The following is a 17,537-nucleotide window of genomic DNA, read 5'->3' on the forward strand; positions in this document are numbered from 1 at the left end:
GAGCGCGGGCCGTAAAACGTTCCACATGAAACAAAAAGGCGCGCCCTCCCAGGAGGACGCGCCTTTTTGCTGGCTGGCGGCCCGGCGCTGGTCCGGGCGGCCGATCAATCGAACAGGCTGGAAACCGAGCTTTCGTCGGCAATGCGGCGGATGGCCTCGCCGATCAGCGGCGCGATCGTCAGAATACGGATCTTGTCCGACTGCTGGGCCGCTTCGGTGGCCTGGATCGAATCGGTGATGACCAGTTCCTTCAGCGCCGAGTTGGTCACGCGCGAAACCGCCGCGCCCGACAGCACGCCGTGAGTGATGTAGGCGGTGACGCTGGTGGCGCCCTCGTCCATCAGGGCCTGCGCGGCGTTGCAGAGCGTGCCGCCCGAATCGATGATGTCGTCGATCAGGATGCAGGCGCGGCCCTTGACGTCGCCGATGATGTTCATGACTTCCGACTGGCCGGGACGGTCACGACGCTTGTCGACGATCGCCAGCGGGGCGTTGTCGAGGCGCTTGGCCAGCGCGCGGGCGCGGACCACGCCGCCGACGTCGGGCGAAACCACCATCAGCGACTGGTCGCCGTAGCGGGCCTGGATATCGGCCGCCATCACCGGCGCGGCGAAGAGGTTGTCGGTCGGGATGTCGAAGAAGCCCTGGATCTGCCCTGCGTGCAGGTCGACGCAGAGGACGCGGTCGGCGCCGGCTTCGGTGATCAGGTTGGCCACGAGCTTGGCCGAGATCGGCGTGCGCGGGCCGGGCTTGCGGTCCTGGCGGGCATAACCGAAGTAGGGCACCACGGCGGTGATGCGCTTGGCCGAGGCGCGGCGCAGGGCGTCGATGCCGATCAGCAGTTCCATCAGGTTGTCGTTCACCGGGTAGCTGGTGGGCTGCACGATGAAGACGTCCTCGCCGCGGACGTTCTCGTGGATTTCGACGAAGATTTCCTCGTCGGCAAAGCGACGCACAGCCGCATCGGTGAGCGGCAGTTCAAGATACCCCGCGATCGCGCGTGCGAGCGGAAGGTTGCTGTTGCCGGACATGATCTTCATTGCGAATCCCCGAGACGGCTTGAGGTGATGGGTGGCTGGACGCGGTCGCCTCTAGCCATGAGTCATCGGATTGCAACAGAAAGCGTCAGCCTGTCACCGTGACCCGGATGTGAAAACGCCGGCTCCGGAGGTTCCGGAACCGGCGGTTCGATGGACTAACCATCTGAGCACAAAGACGAGTCCCGCTGCGGGACGCGCATGCGCCGCGGCACGTCACCGGTCCCGGTGCTCGCCCTTGATCCAGCGCACCGTCCCGGAACTGGCGCGCATGACGACGCTTTCGGTGGTCATCTTGCCGCCCTTGAGGCGCTTGACGCCGGAGAGCAGCGAGCCGTCGGTCACGCCGGTGGCGGCGAAGATGCAGTCACCCTTGGCCAGGTCGCTGAGGGTGTAGATCTTGTCGAGATCCTTGATGCCCCACTTGCGCGCCCGGCTGCGCTCGTCCTCGTTGCGGAACAGCAGGCGGCCCTGGATCTGGCCGCCCACGCAGCGCAGCGCCGCAGCGGCCAGCACGCCTTCCGGGGCGCCACCCGAACCCATGTAGATATCGATCGTGGTGTTCTCGTCGGTCACCGCGATCACGCCGGCCACGTCGCCGTCGGGGATCAGGTGGATGCCGCAGCCGATCTCGCGCAGTTCCTCGATGAGATCGGCATGGCGCGGGCGATCGAGCACGCAGACGATGATCTCGTCCGGCTTCACGCCCTTGGCCGCTGCCACGGATGCGACGTTCTCGGTCGCGGTCCGGTTGAGGTCGATCACGCCCTCGGGATAGCCGGGGCCCACGGCCAGCTTCTGCATGTAGACGTCGGGTGCGTTGAGCAGGCAGCCCTCTTCCGCGGCGGCCAGTACCGCCAGTGCGTTCGGCCCGGCCTTGGCGGTGATCGTGGTGCCTTCCAGCGGATCGAGTGCGATGTCGATCTTCGGCCCGCGACCGGGCGCCCCGCCCACCTTCTCGCCGATGAACAGCATCGGCGCTTCGTCGCGCTCGCCTTCACCGATAACCACGGTGCCATCCATGTAAAGTGTATCGAAGGCCTTGCGCATCGCTTCGACTGCGGCATGGTCTGCCGCCTTCTCGTCTCCGCGGCCGACGAGGCGCGATGCGGCGATGGCCGCGGCCTCGGTTACGCGAACCATTTCGAGGACGAGGACACGGTCGAGAACTTTACTTGCAGGCGTCTTGTTTTCAGGCATGTTCACTCCGGATTAATCCGAGGAGGAAAGGTTCTGGGAGCGGCTTAGACAGAGGATTTTCAATTGTCGAGAAGAGGGCGGATCCTATTCGCAATCGCATTACTAGCTCCCGCTCCGGCGATTGCCCAGCAATCGGCTGGCGCTTCTGCCGGTACGGCCGGCCAGACGAAATCGACTTCGGCAAGTAATGGAAACGGCTCGGTTTCCGCGGAAGACAGGGCTATCGCCCAGCGCATGATGTCCGGCGCCGGCAGGGTCACGCCGGAGACCGCACGGCAGAAATGCCTGAGCGACACCCGCAGCGCCCGCCCGGGCGAGATCGTCGTCTGTGCCCCGGATGAGGACAAGTTCCGCGTCCAGTCCACGTCTCAGGAAGACCCGATGTCCGACCAGGCCTTGAACGACGGCCGTCTGACGCCGCCCGACGTCGCGGGCAACGGCATCTTCAAGGGCAAGGCCACCGCCACGTTCGGCAAAGTGGAAAAGCCCTATCTGATCGACTTGTCGGCCATTCCCGAAGCGCCTGCCGGCTCGGACGCGGACAAGGTCGCCAGGGGCGAAATGCGCGCGCACTGATACGAAAAACGGGCGCATCGCTGCGCCCGTTTTCCATCTGGAACACGCCGCGCCGCCGACCAAAAGCCGCCGGCGCAGCCCCCTGTCAGCCTTCGATGATCTGCATCACCAGCGGACGCGCTGCGAGGCTCTGCGATCCGTCGAGAATGCGCAGCGCCTCGGTCACCGCCGATTCCGGCCCTTCGTGCGTGACCATGGCCAGGATCACCTCGCCGGTCTGCGCATCCTCGCCCTTCTGGATCATGCTGGCGATCGAGACACCCGCATCGCGCATGGCGGCCGTGATCTCGGCCAGCACGCCCGGACGGTCCGGCACGGCGAAGCGGATATAGCTGCGGCCACGGCGATGGCCGGTTTCGGCCGGCTCCATGGCTTCCAGCTCGCCCTCCGGCATGGAGAAGGCAGCGCCTTTCTCTCCGCGCGCAATGTCGATGATGTCGGCGACCACCGCGCTGGCGGTCGGCCCGTCACCGGCGCCCGCGCCCTGGAACAGCAGGCGGCCCATGAAATTGCCCTCGGCGACGACGGCATTGGTGGCACCGTCGACATGAGCGAGCGGATGGTCGAAAGGCACGAGATGCGGATGGACCCGCTGGAACAGGCGGGCGCTGCCGCCAGTGCGGTCGATCTCGCCCATGCCCAGCAGGCGGATGACGTAACCGAGCGAGCGGGCCTGCTCGATGTCGGCCGCCTTTACCCGCGAAATGCCGGTGGTCTCCACCGCATCGAAGCGCAGGCGCGAACCGAAGGCGATTGCCGCCAGGATCGAGAGCTTGTGGCCGGCATCGATGCCTTCCACGTCGAACGTGGGGTCGGCCTCTGCGTAGCCCAGGCGCTGGGCTTCGGCCAGAACGTCGCCGAAATCGCGCCCGGTGTCCTCCATGGTGGAGAGGATGTAGTTGCAGGTGCCGTTGAGGATCCCATAGACGCGGTCGATGGCATTGGCCGCCGCACCCTCGCTGAGCCCCTTGATGACCGGGATGCCGCCCGCGACGGCGGCCTCGAACTTGAGCGCCACGCCTGCCTTTTCAGCGGCCGAGGCCAGCTCCAGCCCATGGTGCGCGATCATCGCCTTGTTGGCGGTGACCAGCCCCTTGCCCTGGCCGATGGCATTGCGCGCCAGGGTCAGCGCCGGTCCGTCAGACCCGCCGACCATTTCCACCACCACGTCCACATCGGGACGGGCCGCGAGCGCGGCGGGATCGTCTTCCCAGTCGTAATGCGACAGGTCGACACCGCGATCCTTGGTGCGATCGCGCGCGCTGACGGCGGCAATGCGGATCGGCCGGCGCGCACGGCGGGCAATGAGTTCGGCATTGGTCTCGATAAGACGGACGACGCCCGTTCCGACAGTGCCGAGACCGGCCAGCGCAATATTCAGCGGTTCAACCATGGACAACCCTTTCGGGTCCGGGCCCTAGGGGAGCCCACGGTGAAATTCCAGTACCTTCGCCGGGGTCCGTCCCGAAACTTCGGGCGCGAGGACCCCGGCGCCGGGAATCAGCCGGAAACCTTGGTGCCCTGGTTGAGCGTCCGGCGGCATTCACCGAGCTGTCCGATCACCGTGCGATAATCGGCTTCGGCCTGGCGGCGCTCGGCAATGCCCTCGGCCACGTTCGTGCCCGGCGGCGGATTATTGGGCAGGAAGCAGGCCAGGCGGTACCATTCCACTGTCTCGGGCTGCGGCGGGTTGCCGGTGTCGGCCACCAGCTCGGAGAACGAAACGCCCCAGGCGGGCGCCGCGCCCGGCTCGTGATGCACCGTGATCGAGGCCGCCGAATTGTCCTTGGTCTTGAGGAAAATCTGCGTCTCGCCCTGCCCTGCCAGGTTGCCCGGAACATAGAGCAGTTCGCGCACGCCGGTGATCTTGACCGGGGCATTGCCGGATAGCAGCGAGCGCAGGATGCCGCGGACGCGCGCCTCGGCCTGTTCGCTCCAGAGCTGCTGGGCCGTGGGCGTCACCAGTTGCAGCTCGCCGGGGCGGCCGGGAACGGCGCGGGCGAAGAGCAGCACGTCCTGCTTCTTCAGCTTCGGCGCCTTGCCGCGGGAATCGAGCGGAAGGTCCACCAGATAGACGAACGATTCGCCGATCGGCGCCTTGCCCGCGATCAGCGCCTGGGTCTGCGCGGTCATGTAGAAGCGCGCCATGCCCTGGGCGAGGCCGGGGGCCCGCGCATCCTCCACGCGCACCATCTTGCGAATCTGAGCCTTGACCACCAGCCCGGCCGATTCGGACAAGTCGGCGATATCGGCAAATGTCGGTCCGCCCGCGCTCGTCAAGTCACGCGCGCCGGCTTCGTTCGAATTGCCACCGGTTACCCCCTGGGCCAGGACCGGAACAGCCTGCACGGCCAGCGCAACCCCCGCCAGATTCGCGACAAGTCGGTGCAGATGGGATGACATGGGGGACACTCTCCGTGGAAAAAGGCCAGCCTATAGCGGCTTTGGGGCCCGGCCACAAAATCCCCCTTTTCCGATTGGAACTTATCCGCCCTGAATTGACCGTTAACCGTTGACGTGCCGATAAGGCGTTGCACACATGCAACTGTCGGGCTAAGGAAACTCGCAAATTGGGGCAAAAAAACGAATAAGCCCCGCGGTTCGCCTCCCGTTAAAAGTTTACGGATGGGCTGACTGTCAGCCGTCAGGGTGGGTAAGTTGGAGTTTCGTCATGGACCTTGCCTCAGGGTAAGGGCCATGGGCGCCCTTGGACACGTCCGGCACGGGCTTTCCCGGGGCTAGATAATGGAGTGATGCGTTTGAATGGCTTACGCTGACCAGCAAATGAGCGGTAACAAGATTACCGCGCTTGTCATTGTTGCGCTGATCCACGTCTTTGTAGGCTATGCGCTCGTCACGGGCCTGGCCTATCAGGCTGCGCAACAGGTCATCAAGAAGGTGACCACAGTCGACATCAAGGAAGAGAAACCGAAGGAGGAAGAGCCGCCGCCGCCGCCGCCGAAGCAGGAAGAAGCTCCGCCGCCGCCGATCGTCGCGCCTCCGCCGCCGATCAACATTGCCCCGGCCCCGCCGCCGGTGCAGACCGTGGTGACGGCTCCGCCGCCGCCGCCGGTGGTGATCACGACCGCGGCTCCGCCCGCACCCCCGGCTCCGGCTCCGGCACCTCCGGGTCCGTCCAAGGCCCGCGGCGCTTCGCCGAAGGGTCAGGGCAGCTGGGCCGCCCGCATTCAGGCGAACTATCCGACCCGCGCCGCTCGTGAAGAGCGTGAAGGCCGTGTCGGTGTGCGCGTCGGAATCGGTCCGGACGGCAAGGTCACCGCTTGCTCGGTCACCGCATCGAGCGGCAGCCCTGACCTTGACGAGGCAGCTTGCGACGGCATGACCCGCTACGCGCGGTTCAACCCGGCGCTCGACGATGCCGGCAACCCGACGAGCGGCCAGTTCTCGACGGCCATCGTCTACAAGCTGAACTAACTCCTTTTAAGACTGGTTAGGCCCACACCCCGGCCGGAATCAGTCCCTGCATTCTTCTTGAGAGGTAAATCGCATGCTTATCGTTGATATCCTTGCCGCAGCGGGCGAAGCTGCGCCCCAGAACAAGTTCGGTTTCATGGAAGCCCTTCAGGCTGGCGGCTTCATTTCGTACGCCACCGTGATCATCATGGGCATCATGTCCTTCGGCTCGTTCTACATCCTGTTCACCAAGTGGTTCGAACAGTCCAAGATCATGCGCCAGTACAACGTTGTGCGCACCACCTTCTGGAAGGCTCCGACCCTCCGTGAAGGCGCCACCAAGCTCGAGAAGAACAGCGCCTGGCGCCAGCTCGTCGACGACGGCATCGCCGCCGAAGACCAGCACGCCAAGATGACCGATTCGCTCGAAGCCCATGACTGGATGCACGCTTCGCTCGCGCGTTCGGAAGCTTCGATCAACGCTCGCCTTGCTCAGGGCCTGCCGTTCCTCGCCACCGTCGGCGCTACCGCACCGTTCATCGGTCTGTTCGGTACCGTGGTCGGCATCTACCGCGCCCTGATCGCCATCGGCATCGCCGGTTCGGCTTCGATCGACAAGGTCGCTGGTCCGGTCGGTGAATCGCTGATCATGACCGCGCTCGGCCTGATCGTCGCCGTTCCTGCAGTTCTGGCCTACAACTACCTCCAGAGCCGCAACAAGCGCATCGCCGAAAACCTGACCGGCTTCTCCAGCGACGTTCTCGCGAACATCAACTCGCGCGGCGCCGTGAAGCCGATCGTTGCTGCTGCCCCGGCGAAGCCCGCCGCTGCTCCGGCCAAGCCGGCTGCTGCTCCGGCCAAGCCGTAAGCAGCATGGGATGGGCCTGTCGCAGGACGGCAGGCCACATCCGAGGGACTCAGGCGGCGGTGCGTTGCATGCGCGTCCGTCGCCTGCCCAGGGCAACGCAAGGATTAGGATAAAACTATGGCGATATCCTCGGGCGGAGGCGGTGCCGAGACACCGATGTCCGACATCAACACGACGCCGCTCGTCGACGTCATGCTGGTGCTTCTGATCATCTTCCTGATCGCGGTTCCGGTTGCGATCCAGACGATCGAAAAGCTGAAGATCCCCGTCGTCGAGGCCGTTGAATCGAAGGACAAGGTCGAAAACCTTCTCCTCACCGTTTCGACCACCGACGATGCGGGCAAGGCAGCGGGTGAACCCGGTTACGTCGGCGCTTCGCGCAACGGCGAATGCCGCGTCTACTTCAACAACATCACGCCGGTGACCTCGCAGGAACTGCGCGACCAGGCTTTCAAGCGTCTCGATGCAATCGTGAAGCGCGAAGGCGGCCCGCAGGCCCTTCAGGCCAACCCCGATCTCGTGCCGCAGGTCCACATCCGTGGTGACGTCAACGCCCCGTGGCGCTGCGTTGCCGGTGCGATCTACAACGTTCAGATCTCGGGCTACCCCACGGTTGGCTTCATCACCAACCCGGTCGACCCGAACGGCTGACGTTCAGGCAGGAACAGGAGTAACTTTCCATGGCAATGTCAGGCGGCAAGGAAAATGGCGAGCCGATGATGGAAATGAACACGACGCCGTTGATCGACGTCATGCTCGTTCTCCTCATCATGTTCATCATTACCATCCCGGTTGCGACCCACTCGATCGACATCGATCTTCCGGTTGCGACCCCTCCGACGAACACGCCTCCTCCGGTCGATCCGATCCGCAACAAGGTGGTTCTCACCGCGGACGACAAGATCCTCTGGAACGGTACGCAGGTTGACGGCCCGGGTCTCGCGAATCTGCTCAAGCAGTCGCTGAGCTACGCGGTCGAACCCGAGCTGCAGTACCAGCCGGAAGCGAACGCCAGCTACGATCTCTCGGCCCAGGTGCTGCAGGTGATCAAGGCGGCGCAAGTCACGAAGTTCGGCTTCGTCGGCAACGAACAGTTCCGCGACTTCGGCAAGTAAGCCGAACGAACGGAACCGGTCTCTCAAGGACCAATGAAGGGGCGGAGCGATCCGCCCCTTTTTTGTTGTCTGGAGCAGCCTTAGTCTGGAGCCGCCTTAGTCCGGCCAGTCCTATTCAGGCCAAGCCCTATTCAGTCCAAGTCGTTGCCTGGCTCAGTCTTCCTCAGGCTCGGCCACCGGGTCCACCCGCATGGCCATGGAGGCCAGGCTTTCCGCCTCCACCAGCAGATCCTCGTCGGCCGATCCCGAGGGCAGCGATTCCCGGCCGATCATCGAAATCGCCGGCACCGAAAGCGGGCTGATCCGCTCCAGCCGCACATGGTCCACTTCCTTCGCCGCACGGTCCAGCACATCGGCCACGCGCGCCACGTCGGTCATCCGCGCCCGAGCATCGGCCCAGGCCGCCTCGATCAGGAGGTGATCGGGTTCGTACTTGCGCAGGACATCGTAGATCAGGTCGGTCGAGAAGGTCACCTGCCGCCCGGTTTTGCGCTTGCCCGGCTGCTGCCGCTCGACAAGGCCGGAAATCACCGCAACCTCCCGGAAAGCCCGGCGCAGAAGATAGGACTGCTGCACCCAGTCGACGAATTCGTGCGTCAGGATGTCCGGCGAGAGCAGCGAGGCCGGATCGTCCACCGGCTTGAGGCCATAGACCACCAGCGCATAGTCCGTCGCCACGAAGCCGAGCGGCCCCAGCCCCCGGTCTTCCATCCGCCGCGTCACGAGCATCCCCAGCGACTGGTTCGCCGGCCAGCCCTCGAAGGTGTAATAGGTGGTATAGGCGCGGCCCTGGTGCGGGAAGCTCTCCATCAGCAGACGCCCCGGCGCGGGCAAGTGCGAGCGCCAGTCCTGCACTTCGAGCCATTCACGCACGTCGTCGGGAAAACGCGACCAGCCGGCGCGGTCGAACAGCATGGCACGCACCCGGTCCGCAAGATGGGTCGAGATCGGCATGCGCTGGCCCATGTAGCTGGGGATCGTCGCCGAGCGCCGCGCCGCGCGCACGACCAGCTCCAGTTCGCGCAGCGCCTCCACTTCCAGGTCCATTCCGGCGAAGCGGAAAGTGTCCCCCGGCTTGAGGCTCGCCCCGAACCCCTCCTCGACCTTGCCGAGCGAGCGGCCATTGCGAAAGCGCACGTCGAGCATCTCTGAATCGACGATGATCCCGGCGTTGAGCCGGTGGCGTGCGGCATGCTCGGGGTGGGTCAGCCGCCAGGTCCCGTCCTTCTCGCGCACGATCCGGCGGAAGCGATCGTAGGAGCGCAGCGCGTATCCCCCGGTCGCCACGAAATCGAGCACGCGCGCAAAAATGGCCTCGTCCACCCAGGCATAGGCCAGCGACGAGCGCACTTCCGATAGCAGCGCATCCTCGCGAAACGGGCCCGCGCAGGCGACGGCCATGACGTGCTGGGCCAGAACGTCGAGGCCGCCGGGGCGGAACGGCTCGCCATCGCGCTGGCCCTCGTGAACGGCCTGCTGCGCGGCGAAAGCCTCAAGAAACTCGAACCGGTTGCCCGGCACCAGCAGCGCCTTGCTGGGCTGATCGAGCCGGTGATTGGCGCGGCCGATGCGCTGGAGCAGGCGCGACGATCCTTTCGGCGCGCCCATCTGCACGACCAGGTCGATATCGCCCCAGTCCACCCCGAGATCCAGGCTGGCGGTGCAGACCAGGGCCCGCAGCCGCCCCTCCGCCATCGCCCCTTCCACCTTGCGCCGCGCCTCCTTGGAGAGCGAGCCATGGTGGATGCCGATCGGCAGGTTGTCCTCGTTGGCGTTCCACAACTCCTGGAAGATATATTCCGCCAGGAAGCGCGTGTTCGTGAAGATCAGCGTGGTGCGGTGGGCCTTGACCTGCTGGATCAGCTGCGGGATCGCCCAGGTGGCGGCGTGGCCGCTCCACGGGATGCGTTCTTCCTGCGGCAGCAGGATCGATACTTCGGGCTCGGCGCCGGCCTCGCCTTCGACGAGCTGGACGGCATCGATCTCGCCCCAGGGCGCGAGCCAGCCGCGAAAGGCGTCAGGGTCCGCCAGCGTCGCCGACAGGCCCGCGCGTTGCAGCGCCGGCGAAAGCGCCTGCAGCCGGGACAAGGCCAGCGCCAGGAGATCGCCGCGCTTGCCGGTGGCGAAGGCGTGAATTTCATCGATGACCACGCGCTGAAGCCCGGCAAACAGCGTGGGCGCCTCGGGATAGCTCAGCAGGAGCGAGAGCGATTCGGGCGTGGTCAGCAGCACATGCGGCGGCCGGGCGCGCTGGCGGGCCTTGCGGTCCGAGGGGGTATCGCCGCTGCGGGTCTCGATGCGGATCGGCAGCCCCATCTCCTCCACGGGCGTCAGGAGATTGCGCTGAACATCGTGCGCCAGCGCCTTTAGCGGCGAGACGTAGAGCGTGTGCAGGCCCTCGGGCAGCGGCCCGCCGTCCAGCCGCGAGGGGCAGAACGCCGCCAGGGTGGGCAGAAAGCCCGCCAGCGTCTTGCCGGCCCCGGTATCGGCAACCAGCAAGGCGTGAAGTCCGCGGTCGGAGGCTTCCAGCATCTCCAGCTGGTGCCGCCGCACGCGCCATCCGCGCCCGGCGAACCAGTCGCCAAGCTCGGGAGGGACGGCCGTTGCCGGCGTCATGAAGTCGATCTCGGCACGGTCATCGCTCGGGTGGTTGCAGCACGGCTCCGTTGAAGCATGGGGGCGAACAACAGGAAAGCCCGAGCATGCGGCGCGGTTGCGCCAATCTTCTTGCGTACTTGTGCCCCTTCGCGGATGGTCGGCCGATTCCCAGCAGCGAGGGCCAGGGTGACGATGCCGACGGATCTCGATCTCAGACACCTGATCGCCCTGGCCGTCAGCCTCGCACTGGGGCTGCTGGTGGGCCTGCAACGCGGCTGGGCCGCGCGCGAACAGGCCGACGGATCGCGCTTCGCCGGCATCCGCACTTTTGCGCTGATGGGCCTTGCCGGCGGGCTTGCGGGCATTCTCTTCGCCCCCGCCCCCGGCCCGGCCACCGTCCTGCTCGGCGCTGCCGCCCTGCTGGTGATCGTGGGCTACTGGCGGGACGCGCGGCTGAACAGCAGCGTCAGTGGCACATCCGGCGTCGTCGCGCTGCTGACGCTGGCGAGCGGCCTGATGGTGGGCCTGGGCGAGCGGCTGATCGGCACCGTGATCGCGGTGGTCATGGTCCTGCTGCTCGCCATGCGCGAGCAATTGCACGGCTGGATAGATCGCCTCAGCCAGCGCGAGGTTCTCTCGATCGCCCGCTTCGCCCTGATCGCGCTGGTGATCCTGCCGCTCCTGCCCAACCAGGATTTCGGCCCTTACGCCGCCTGGAATCCGCGGAAGCTCTGGCTGATCGTGGTGCTGGTCTCCGGCTTTTCCTTCGCGGGCTACTTCGCCACCCGCATCGTCGGCGCGGCGCGCGGGGTCATCGCCACGGCCGCGGCCGGTGCGCTGGTCTCCTCGACCGCGGTCACCGCCTCGATCGCCAACCGCATGAAGGACGGCGCCATACCGGCGCCCGTGCTGGCCTCTGCGGTATCGGTATCCTCCGTCGTCATGTTCCTGCGCGTGATGGTCCTGACCGGCCTGCTCGCGCCGGCCGCCTTGCCGATGCTGGTCAGGCTCATCGCCCCGGGCCTCACGGTCAGCCTCGCGCTGGCCGCCTGGTATCTCCACCGCACACGCTTCGCCGAAGTGGGCGACACCAGCCACGAGATGACGATCCGCAATCCCTTCGACGTCGCCCCCGCGCTGATGCTCGCCGGTCTGGTCATGGTGCTCACCGTCGCCTCGCTATGGGTCCTGCAGAATTTCGGGGACCGCGGCCTTGCGCTGGTCCTGGCGATCTCGGGCACGGTGGACGTCGATTCCGCCATCATCACCATGGGCGGATTGGCCGGCCAGACGCTCGATCCGCGTACCGCCGGGCTGGTTCTGGCAGTGCCGGTGGCGCTCAACACCCTGTTCAAGGCCGGCGTCGTCGCCAGCGTGGCGGGATGGGAGAAAGGCCGCGACGGCGTGATCCCCCTGGTCGGCAGCGCCCTGGCCGTGGGCCTTGCCTGGCTCGTCCTGCGCTAGGCGCGGCTAGTGCCCCGCCTGCGGCCCGCGTTGCAGGCCCGAGGCCGCCAGTTGCCCGTCGATCTCGCCCACCAGCCGCTCCAGTCCCTCGGCCGAGTGACTTTCCGCGCGGGCGACAAGCACGTCCTGCGTATTGGAAGCGCGCAGCAGCCACCAGCCATCGGGTGTGGTGACGCGAACGCCGTCCATGTCGACGAAAACCGCCCCCGCCTCGGCAAGCCGCGCGCGCACTTCCGCAACGGCCGCGAACTTGCGCGCCTCGTCCACCTGGAACCGCAGTTCCGGCGTATTGAGCATCTCCGGCATCGCGCCGCGCAGTTCGGTCACCGAGCGCCCCAGGCGGACCGTGGCCGCCATCAACCTGACCGCCGCGTAGAGACCGTCGTCGAAACCGTAGAATTCGTCCGCGAAGAAGACATGGGCGCTGGTCTCGCCCGCCAGCGCCGCGCCGGTCTCCTTCATCTTGGCCTTCATGTGCGAATGGCCGCTTTTCCACATGAGCGGGCGCCCGCCGTGGCGCGCGATCGTGTCGAACACGGCGCCGGATGCCTTGACGTCGGCGATCACCGTGGCCCCCGGCATGCGCGCCAGCACGTCTTCCGCGAAGATCCCGAGCAACTGGTCGCCCCAGATCACCCGGCCCAGGCCGTCGATGGCGCCGATCCGGTCGGCATCGCCGTCGAAAGCCACGCCGAAGTCCAGACCCTTCGCGGCGACCAGCGCCTTCAGGTCCGCAAGGTTCCGTTCTTCCGTGGGATCGGGATGGTGGTTCGGGAAAGTACCGTCCACTTGCGTGAACAACAGATGGTGCTCGCCCGGCAGACGCGCCGCGAGCCGCTCCAGCGCCGGTCCGGCCGCGCCGTTGCCGGCATCCCAGCCGATCCGCAGACCGGCAAGCGCCTCGTGCGAGAGCCCCGAAACGCCCTGCGCGATGCGATCGACATAAGCCTCCAGCACCTCGCGCTGCTCGACCTGCCCGGCGCCCTCGTCCCAGTCGCCCACCGCCGCCATTTCGCCCAGGCGGACGATATCGGCGCCGAAGAACGGCCGCCCGCCCAGCACCAGCTTGAAGCCGTTGTGATCGGCGGGATTATGGCTGCCGGTGATCTGGATGCCGCCCTGCACGTCGCCCGACGTCGCCTCGGCATAATAGAGCATCGGCGTCGGCCCCAGGCCGATGCGGACCACGTCCGCGCCGCTGGCGCGCAGCCCTTCGACCAGCGCCGCTTCCAGCATGGGAGAACTGAGGCGGCCGTCGTAGCCCACCGCCACCTTGCGCCCCCCGGCGCGGCGCAGCACGGTGGCAAAGCCCCGGCCGATCGCATGAGCGTCCTGCGGCCCGAGATCCCGGCCGACCACGCCGCGAATGTCGTATTCGCGCAGGATGGTGGGATCGAACCTGTGGCCCATGTTCAGGCCTGCGGGCTGCTCAGCCTGGCCAGCAGGAGATCGCGCGCCGCGTTCGCTTCGTGAACTTTCTCGTTCGTGCCGCCCCGGTCGGGATGGACTTGCGCGACGACGCGGCGGTGCGCGTCGAGGATTTCGCGGCGGTCCGCGCCTTCACTCACGCCCAGCAGCGCCCGCGCCTGCGCGCTGGCGTGAACGTCCGCGAAGGAGGGACCGGGCAGCGCCTTGCCCTGCCACGGCCAGCGCCCCTTGATCAGCCGCCAGGCAATGCAGCCGAGCGCGATGAGCCAGAGCAGTTTCATTCGTCGCCGGCGAGTTGGAGATCCGGCTCACGGTTCGTCGGCATCGGCAGGTTGAGCCCCGCCACCAGCTGGCGCAGTTCCTGACGTGCCACGAGATGGCTGGTGCCGAGTTCGCCAAGATGCCCCTTGTCGAGCAGGGTCAAGCCCGAGGGGAACAGCTCGCGGAAGATGACGCGCTCGGAAAGCCCGTTGGAAATGCGGAAGCCCACGCGCTTGGACAGTTCGAGCAGCGCGCCTTCCAGGCGGCGCATGTTCTTCGCCTCGACGTGCTGGACGCGGTTGCGCACGACCACCCAGTCGAGTTCGCGGCGGCCTTCGTTGATGGTCTTGAGGCCGCGCTTCTTGCGGGTTTCCCACATGAGTTCGGCGTAGAACGAAAGCTTCTTCACCTTGAACGATTCGCTCTCGACCTGGCCGATGAGGTCGAAGTCGATGAAGCTGTCGTTCAGCGGGGTGACCAGGGTATCGGCCGTTGCCGCGACGTGGCGGGCGAACTGGTCGTCACGGCCGGGCGTGTCGAAGATCAGGAAGTCGTAACCATCGGCGATGGCTTCGGCCAGATCGTCCAGCTCGCCGATATCCTCGCCGTCGTAGACCGAGAAGCGAGCGCCGGGCAGCGCGATTTCGCGGCGGCGCTCGGTTTCGACGCGGTTCTCCAGATAGCGGTACAAAGTGCGCTGGCGCGGATCGAGATCGATCGCGGCGACCTTGGCGCCCTGATAGGCGAGCGCGATGGCGACGTGGACGGCTGTCGTGGACTTGCCGGTGCCGCCTTTTTCATTGGCGAAGACGATGCGATGCGCTGTCACGGACCCTGTTCGCTTTCCCTGTTGCCCCCGGGCCCTAGCCCGGATTCGCTGCCCCCGGACTTTAGCCCGGGAAGCGAAATCAAATCCTTAACCGCCGAAGCGGGTCAAACCCATTGCCGCCCGGGGCGCGGTGCGGCTAAGGGCAGGCGCGACCACCGGTCAAGTGCATCCTATCGGAGCAGTGACACCCAATGCAAACCCTCCACAGCCTTGATCCACTGCGCCGTGCCGTTGCCGCCTTGCGCCAGTCGCCCGACGGGCCGAAAGCCGTCGCCCTGGTGCCGACAATGGGCGCGCTCCATGAAGGCCATCTGACACTGGTGCGCGAAGCGCGGAAGCAGGCCGATCACGTCGTCGTCTCGATCTTCGTGAACCCGCTGCAATTCGGCGCGAACGAGGATCTCGACAAGTATCCCCGCCAGCTGGAGCGTGATTGTGCGCTGCTGCAAGCGGAAGGGGTGGACCTGGTCTGGGCACCCACCGTGGAGGCGATGTACCCGCAGGGCTTTGCCACCAATATCTCCGTCACCGGCGTCAGCGACGGCCTTTGCGGCGCATCGCGCCCCGGTCACTTCGACGGCGTCGCCACCGTGGTGTGCAAACTGTTCCACCAGGTCCTGCCCGACGTCGCCCTGTTCGGCGAGAAGGACTGGCAGCAGCTCGCCGTGATCCGCCGCATGGCCCGCGATCTGGACCTGACCAGCCCCCACGCCGACGCCGTGCTGGGCGTGGCCACCGTCCGCGAGGAGGACGGCCTCGCCATGTCCTCGCGCAATGCCTACCTCACGGCCGAGCAGCGCCTGCAGGCCGTCACCCTGCCGATGGCCATGAAAGTCGCGATCGCGGGCATTCGGAACGGCGAGCCCGTAGCGGCCTGCATCGGCCATCTGAAGGACGCCTTGCTGGCAGGCGGCTTCTCCTCGGTCGACTATGCCGAGCTTCGCGATGCCGACAGCCTTGCCCCGCTGGATTCGCGCGGGACCGCGCCGATGCGTCTTTTGGTGGCGGCGCGGATCGGCACGACCCGCCTGATCGACAACATGGCGGTCTTGCCGGAATAGTCGCTGCGCCATCCCGATTTTTCCTTCGGGAAATCTCACAGCAATAGTCATTTGCGTGCCGGGAATTCCGGCTTAAGGTCGAACCGGGTTGGGAAGGCCGGGTCGCCCCGCGTCCGGTGCAACAGAGGGAAGTCATCATGAAGAAATTCGCCTGTGCGCTCGCCGCACTTGCCGTCGTGGCCGGCGCGCCCTCGGCTTTCGCCGAAGACCGTTCTTCCGCGCGCAAGGTCCAGGACAAGGGCACCCAGGAAATCCCGGTGTGCCGCAAGAACCTCGGCACCGTCGCCATCGTCGAGCCCGAGAACCAGTGGTGGCGCGAACTGAGCCTGGGCAGCCCCGAGGCGATCCTGCGCGTCTTCGTGCAGAAGTCCGGCTGCTTCACCATGGTGAACCGCGGCCGCTCGCTGCAGAACAGCGCGATGGAACGCGCGCTGGCCGAACAGGGTGAGCTTCAGAAGGGCTCGAACATCGGCAAGGGCCAGATCAAGGCGGCGGACTACTTCATCCAGCCCGATATCGTCTCCACCAACAACAATTCCGGCGGCGGCGGTCTCGGCGCGGCGCTTGGCGGCGTGGGCGGCCTGTTCGGTCGCGGCTTCGGCGCGATCGCCGGCGGCCTCAACGTCAAGAAGGGCGAGGCCAACGTCACGCTCTCCATCGTCAACGCGCGCACCACGGTCGAGGAAGCGCTGACCGAGGGCTATGCCCGCAAGTCGGACGTCAGCTTCGGCGGCGGCGGTGGCGGCTTCTTCGGCGGCACGTTCGGCGCGGCCGGCGGCGGCGGCTACCAGAACACCCAGATCGGCCAGATCATCGTGCTCGCCTATCTCGATGCCTATACCAAGCTGGTCACCCAGCTCGGCGGCCTGCCCGAAAGCGCCTCGGCGGCGGCCCCGCAGGCCACCAACGCCCAGGCCCACTGATCGACACGATCTTGCGGAATGACCGGCCGGGGCCTTTTCCCGGCCGGTACGACGCAGCAGCGAACAGCGCCATGAGCGGCCCGAAAACCCTCTATATCGAAGACGACGTCCGCGCCGCAACGCAAGTGAAGGAGCTGGCCGCGCAGGCGGGCATCCCGCTCGTCTGGGCCGAAAGCGGACAGGAAGGCCTGAAGCTGGCCGGCTTCGAGCATTTCGACGTCATCATCCTCGACCGCATGCTGCCCGATCTCGACGGGCTGACGATCCTTTCGCGCCTGCGCGAAAGCGGCATCGGCACGCCCGTGCTGATGCTTTCCGCGCTGGGCCGCACCAGCGACCGGGCCGAGGGGCTGGACGCCGGGGCGGACGATTACCTGGCCAAGCCTTTCGAAGCGCCGGAACTGCTCGCCCGGCTCCGCGCGCTTCACCGCCGCGCCTCGGGTCGGGCGCATAGCGCGGTGATCCTCTACGGCGCCTTCGAGTGCCATGTGAAAGCGCGCACCGCCTTCCGCAACAATTGCCACCTCGCGCTGAGCCCCAAGGAATTCGAGCTTTTCCGCTATTTCATGGAAAACGCCGGCGAAGTGCTGACGCGCGAGATGCTGCTGCGCGACGTGTGGAAGATGAACTTCGACCCGCAGACCAACGTCGTCGACGTGAATATCGGCCGCCTCCGCCGCAAGCTGGAGGAAGGCTTCGATACGCCCGCGCTGGAGACGATCTGGGGCTCGGGCTACCGCCTGCTCGACGGGCGCTAGACGCC

The 17,537-nt window shown here is 66.5% G+C and carries 17 protein-coding genes; 9 read left to right on the forward strand and 8 right to left on the reverse strand.

What is annotated here, in order from left to right; translation table 11 throughout:
• Nucleotides 1–104: 104 nt before the first annotated feature.
• A complete protein-coding gene (locus ACZ1J6_RS17095; RefSeq protein ID WP_132264610.1) occupies nucleotides 105–1,040 on the reverse strand; it encodes a ribose-phosphate pyrophosphokinase in 936 nt (311 codons plus the stop codon).
• A gap of 213 nt (nucleotides 1,041–1,253) precedes the next feature.
• A complete protein-coding gene (gene glpX, locus ACZ1J6_RS17100) occupies nucleotides 1,254–2,237 on the reverse strand; it encodes a class II fructose-bisphosphatase (RefSeq protein WP_132264608.1) in 984 nt (327 codons plus the stop codon).
• Between the two features lie 234 nt (nucleotides 2,238–2,471).
• Between glpX and ACZ1J6_RS17105 the strand changes: the two genes are divergently transcribed.
• Nucleotides 2,472–2,813: a hypothetical protein gene (locus ACZ1J6_RS17105; protein WP_132264606.1), complete on the forward strand. Its 342-nt coding sequence runs from the start codon at nucleotides 2,472–2,474 to the stop codon at nucleotides 2,811–2,813.
• A gap of 85 nt (nucleotides 2,814–2,898) precedes the next feature.
• Here ACZ1J6_RS17105 and ACZ1J6_RS17110 read toward each other — a convergent pair whose 3' ends face one another.
• Both ACZ1J6_RS17110 and ACZ1J6_RS17115 read right to left on the reverse strand, forming a co-directional pair.
• Complete coding sequence (locus ACZ1J6_RS17110; RefSeq protein WP_132264604.1) at nucleotides 2,899–4,206, reverse strand: homoserine dehydrogenase; 1,308 nt, start codon at nucleotides 4,204–4,206, stop codon at nucleotides 2,899–2,901.
• Between the two features lie 107 nt (nucleotides 4,207–4,313).
• Nucleotides 4,314–5,216 (reverse strand): hypothetical protein, encoded by a 903-nt coding sequence (locus tag ACZ1J6_RS17115; protein ID WP_132264603.1) that lies wholly within the window; start codon nucleotides 5,214–5,216, stop codon nucleotides 4,314–4,316.
• Between the two features lie 360 nt (nucleotides 5,217–5,576).
• Here ACZ1J6_RS17115 and ACZ1J6_RS17120 point away from each other — a divergent pair, with 360 nt between their 5' ends.
• The 4 genes from ACZ1J6_RS17120 (at nucleotide 5,577) to ACZ1J6_RS17135 (ending at nucleotide 8,210) form a co-directional block, all read left to right on the forward strand.
• Nucleotides 5,577–6,248 carry an energy transducer TonB gene (locus tag ACZ1J6_RS17120; RefSeq protein WP_132264601.1) on the forward strand — a complete coding sequence of 224 codons (672 nt, stop codon included), beginning with the start codon at nucleotides 5,577–5,579 and terminating at the stop codon, nucleotides 6,246–6,248.
• A gap of 73 nt (nucleotides 6,249–6,321) precedes the next feature.
• Entirely contained in the window at nucleotides 6,322–7,095 is a 774-nt protein-coding gene (locus ACZ1J6_RS17125) for a MotA/TolQ/ExbB proton channel family protein (RefSeq protein ID WP_132264599.1), read from the forward strand.
• Between the two features lie 117 nt (nucleotides 7,096–7,212).
• On the forward strand, nucleotides 7,213–7,746 hold the full coding sequence (locus ACZ1J6_RS17130; RefSeq protein WP_207912874.1) for an ExbD/TolR family protein: 534 nt from the start codon (nucleotides 7,213–7,215) through the stop codon (nucleotides 7,744–7,746).
• Nucleotides 7,747–7,775: 29 nt separating this feature from the next.
• Nucleotides 7,776–8,210, forward strand: a complete 435-nt coding sequence (locus ACZ1J6_RS17135; protein ID WP_134094727.1) for an ExbD/TolR family protein — start codon at nucleotides 7,776–7,778, stop codon at nucleotides 8,208–8,210.
• A 153-nt stretch (nucleotides 8,211–8,363) separates the two neighbouring features.
• On the opposite strand, the gene ACZ1J6_RS17140 is transcribed toward ACZ1J6_RS17135, so the two are convergent.
• A complete protein-coding gene (locus ACZ1J6_RS17140) occupies nucleotides 8,364–10,826 on the reverse strand; it encodes a ligase-associated DNA damage response DEXH box helicase (protein WP_465127591.1) in 2,463 nt (820 codons plus the stop codon).
• A gap of 174 nt (nucleotides 10,827–11,000) precedes the next feature.
• Between ACZ1J6_RS17140 and ACZ1J6_RS17145 the strand changes: the two genes are divergently transcribed.
• Nucleotides 11,001–12,272, forward strand: coding sequence for an MgtC/SapB family protein (locus ACZ1J6_RS17145; protein ID WP_465128260.1), 1,272 nt, complete (start codon nucleotides 11,001–11,003; stop codon nucleotides 12,270–12,272).
• 6 nt (nucleotides 12,273–12,278) lie between these two features.
• Here the strand turns inward: ACZ1J6_RS17145 and pgmG are convergent, their stop codons facing one another.
• From pgmG to ACZ1J6_RS17160, 3 genes are read right to left on the reverse strand one after another with little or no spacing between them, the layout of a single operon-like run.
• A complete protein-coding gene (gene pgmG / locus ACZ1J6_RS17150) occupies nucleotides 12,279–13,682 on the reverse strand; it encodes a phosphoglucomutase/phosphomannomutase PgmG (protein WP_465127592.1) in 1,404 nt (467 codons plus the stop codon).
• Between the two features lie 2 nt (nucleotides 13,683–13,684).
• On the reverse strand, nucleotides 13,685–13,981 hold the full coding sequence (locus ACZ1J6_RS17155; protein WP_132264592.1) for a J domain-containing protein: 297 nt from the start codon (nucleotides 13,979–13,981) through the stop codon (nucleotides 13,685–13,687).
• On the reverse strand, nucleotides 13,978–14,790 hold the full coding sequence (locus ACZ1J6_RS17160) for a division plane positioning ATPase MipZ (RefSeq protein ID WP_132264590.1): 813 nt from the start codon (nucleotides 14,788–14,790) through the stop codon (nucleotides 13,978–13,980). Before ACZ1J6_RS17160 ends, ACZ1J6_RS17155 begins: the two co-directional genes overlap by 4 nt.
• Before the next feature lie 191 nt (nucleotides 14,791–14,981).
• Between ACZ1J6_RS17160 and panC the strand changes: the two genes are divergently transcribed.
• The 3 genes from panC to ACZ1J6_RS17175 all read left to right on the forward strand — a co-directional run bounded on the left by panC (nucleotide 14,982) and on the right by ACZ1J6_RS17175 (nucleotide 17,532).
• Nucleotides 14,982–15,851 carry a pantoate--beta-alanine ligase gene (panC, locus tag ACZ1J6_RS17165; protein ID WP_465127593.1) on the forward strand — a complete coding sequence of 290 codons (870 nt, stop codon included), beginning with the start codon at nucleotides 14,982–14,984 and terminating at the stop codon, nucleotides 15,849–15,851.
• 137 nt (nucleotides 15,852–15,988) lie between these two features.
• Nucleotides 15,989–16,774: a CsgG/HfaB family protein gene (locus ACZ1J6_RS17170; RefSeq protein ID WP_132264587.1), complete on the forward strand. Its 786-nt coding sequence runs from the start codon at nucleotides 15,989–15,991 to the stop codon at nucleotides 16,772–16,774.
• 71 nt (nucleotides 16,775–16,845) lie between these two features.
• On the forward strand, nucleotides 16,846–17,532 hold the full coding sequence (locus ACZ1J6_RS17175) for a response regulator transcription factor (protein WP_132264585.1): 687 nt from the start codon (nucleotides 16,846–16,848) through the stop codon (nucleotides 17,530–17,532).
• Nucleotides 17,533–17,537: the final 5 nt, after the last annotated feature.

The sequence above is a fragment of the Novosphingobium sp. BL-S-21 genome (genome assembly GCF_055521655.1).

What these genes read in the sequence shown, in the direction of transcription:
- ACZ1J6_RS17095 (WP_132264610.1), bottom strand. Translation starts at nt 1,040, where the DNA reads ATGAAGATCATGTCCGGCAACAGCAACCTTCCGCTCGCACGCGCGATC.
- glpX (WP_132264608.1), bottom strand. Translation starts at nt 2,237, where the DNA reads ATGCCTGAAAACAAGACGCCTGCAAGTAAAGTTCTCGACCGTGTCCTC.
- ACZ1J6_RS17105 (WP_132264606.1), top strand. Translation starts at nt 2,472, where the DNA reads ATGATGTCCGGCGCCGGCAGGGTCACGCCGGAGACCGCACGGCAGAAA.
- ACZ1J6_RS17110 (WP_132264604.1), bottom strand. Translation starts at nt 4,206, where the DNA reads ATGGTTGAACCGCTGAATATTGCGCTGGCCGGTCTCGGCACTGTCGGA.
- ACZ1J6_RS17115 (WP_132264603.1), bottom strand. Translation starts at nt 5,216, where the DNA reads ATGTCATCCCATCTGCACCGACTTGTCGCGAATCTGGCGGGGGTTGCG.
- ACZ1J6_RS17120 (WP_132264601.1), top strand. Translation starts at nt 5,577, where the DNA reads ATGGCTTACGCTGACCAGCAAATGAGCGGTAACAAGATTACCGCGCTT.
- ACZ1J6_RS17125 (WP_132264599.1), top strand. Translation starts at nt 6,322, where the DNA reads ATGCTTATCGTTGATATCCTTGCCGCAGCGGGCGAAGCTGCGCCCCAG.
- ACZ1J6_RS17130 (WP_207912874.1), top strand. Translation starts at nt 7,213, where the DNA reads ATGGCGATATCCTCGGGCGGAGGCGGTGCCGAGACACCGATGTCCGAC.
- ACZ1J6_RS17135 (WP_134094727.1), top strand. Translation starts at nt 7,776, where the DNA reads ATGGCAATGTCAGGCGGCAAGGAAAATGGCGAGCCGATGATGGAAATG.
- ACZ1J6_RS17140 (WP_465127591.1), bottom strand. Translation starts at nt 10,826, where the DNA reads ATGACGCCGGCAACGGCCGTCCCTCCCGAGCTTGGCGACTGGTTCGCC.
- ACZ1J6_RS17145 (WP_465128260.1), top strand. Translation starts at nt 11,001, where the DNA reads ATGCCGACGGATCTCGATCTCAGACACCTGATCGCCCTGGCCGTCAGC.
- pgmG (WP_465127592.1), bottom strand. Translation starts at nt 13,682, where the DNA reads ATGGGCCACAGGTTCGATCCCACCATCCTGCGCGAATACGACATTCGC.
- ACZ1J6_RS17155 (WP_132264592.1), bottom strand. Translation starts at nt 13,981, where the DNA reads ATGAAACTGCTCTGGCTCATCGCGCTCGGCTGCATTGCCTGGCGGCTG.
- panC (WP_465127593.1), top strand. Translation starts at nt 14,982, where the DNA reads ATGCAAACCCTCCACAGCCTTGATCCACTGCGCCGTGCCGTTGCCGCC.
- ACZ1J6_RS17170 (WP_132264587.1), top strand. Translation starts at nt 15,989, where the DNA reads ATGAAGAAATTCGCCTGTGCGCTCGCCGCACTTGCCGTCGTGGCCGGC.
- ACZ1J6_RS17175 (WP_132264585.1), top strand. Translation starts at nt 16,846, where the DNA reads ATGAGCGGCCCGAAAACCCTCTATATCGAAGACGACGTCCGCGCCGCA.